At 65.0% G+C, this 1155-nt stretch carries 1 protein-coding gene; it reads right to left on the bottom strand.

The features are described from left to right. Positions 1–17: 17 nt before the first annotated feature. Positions 18–1155, bottom strand: a 1138-nt coding sequence (locus ACL02O_RS34245) for a hypothetical protein (RefSeq protein WP_412822328.1), incomplete at its 5' end; no start/stop codon positions are given.

Raw genomic sequence — 1155 nt, 5'->3', positions numbered from 1 at the left:
ACAACTGAGTCAGCTTTTCAGGCTGCGGTTTTGAGTCGTGCTCGTGCGATGTAGTCGTTGACGTGGTGGTCGATGGCGGTGAGGGCGTGGCGCAGGTCTGGTGGTGCTTGGGGTTGGTCGGCGGCGAGGAGTGGGCGGAGGAGGCGGTCGTTGAGTTTGGTGTAGAAGATCGCGAGGCGTTGGCCGTCGGGGGTCAGGACGTAGGTGTGGGTGTGTTCGATGCGTCGGATCAGGCCGTTGGCGCGCAGGCGGCGCAGGTCGTAGGTCATTTGGCTGGTGGTGTAGCCGGTGCCGAGCAGCCGGGCGGTCAAGGCGCGAAGGCTCTTGTTGGTGACGCCGGTGACGGCGAACAGGCTCAGGCATAGGGCGCCGGTCAGGGCCATGACCCGAGGGTCGCCGAAGCGTAGCGCTGGGGCCCTCCTGCCGTCCTCGGCGAGGGTGGGCTGTGCGACCCGTTCGATGACTGGGTTCGCAAGGACGCAGCTCTGACCGGCACGGATAGTGTCCAGCAGCCGGCGGTTGGCGTCACGGGCTTTGGTGATGACCTCGTCGAGGTGTTGCAGGCGGCGTAGCACGCTGATGTCGTAGGTGTCGTTGATGACGGTCTCGACCCGTAGGGCCCGCTGGTCTTTGAGGTAGTACTTGATCCGGGAGTGGCGGTAGAAGGCGTTGACCACGACGCCGTCGTTGTCGCGGTCGATGGCGGTGCGGAACACGCCTTTGGTGGTGGAGCGGATCTGCCGGTTGAAGATGATCTCCATGTTGTCGGGGCGGCCGATGTCGAGGTTGTCCGCCGTGAGGGCTTCGAAGAAGGCGCGGGCGTGGCGGGGTGCGGTGAACACGATGGTCTTGGCGACCTCGATCTGGCGCATGGAGATGTCCCACCAGTAGCCGGCGGCCCGATCACGGGTGGTGAACGGTAGTGGTAGGCGGGCCCACCAGCGTTCGGCGAACACGGTGACGGTGCCGGATCCGAGCCGGTCACAGATGGCTTGCAGCCTGGTGGGGTCGTCGGAGGCGGCGAAGCCGTTGGACAGTTCACGGAAGCTGATACCGGCCTTGGTGGCTTGGCGTTTGGCCCACTCGTGCCCGTTGAACCAGATCTTTCCTGGGTAGGGGAAGTAGGCGCAGATCTTGATGAACGCCGGCCCGACC

This window comes from Micromonospora mangrovicola (assembly GCF_047200535.1).
Taxonomy (GTDB): domain Bacteria; phylum Actinomycetota; class Actinomycetes; order Mycobacteriales; family Micromonosporaceae; genus Micromonospora.
Note: the sequence above shows the minus strand (reverse complement) of the source record. Positions and strands in the feature narration are given on the sequence as shown.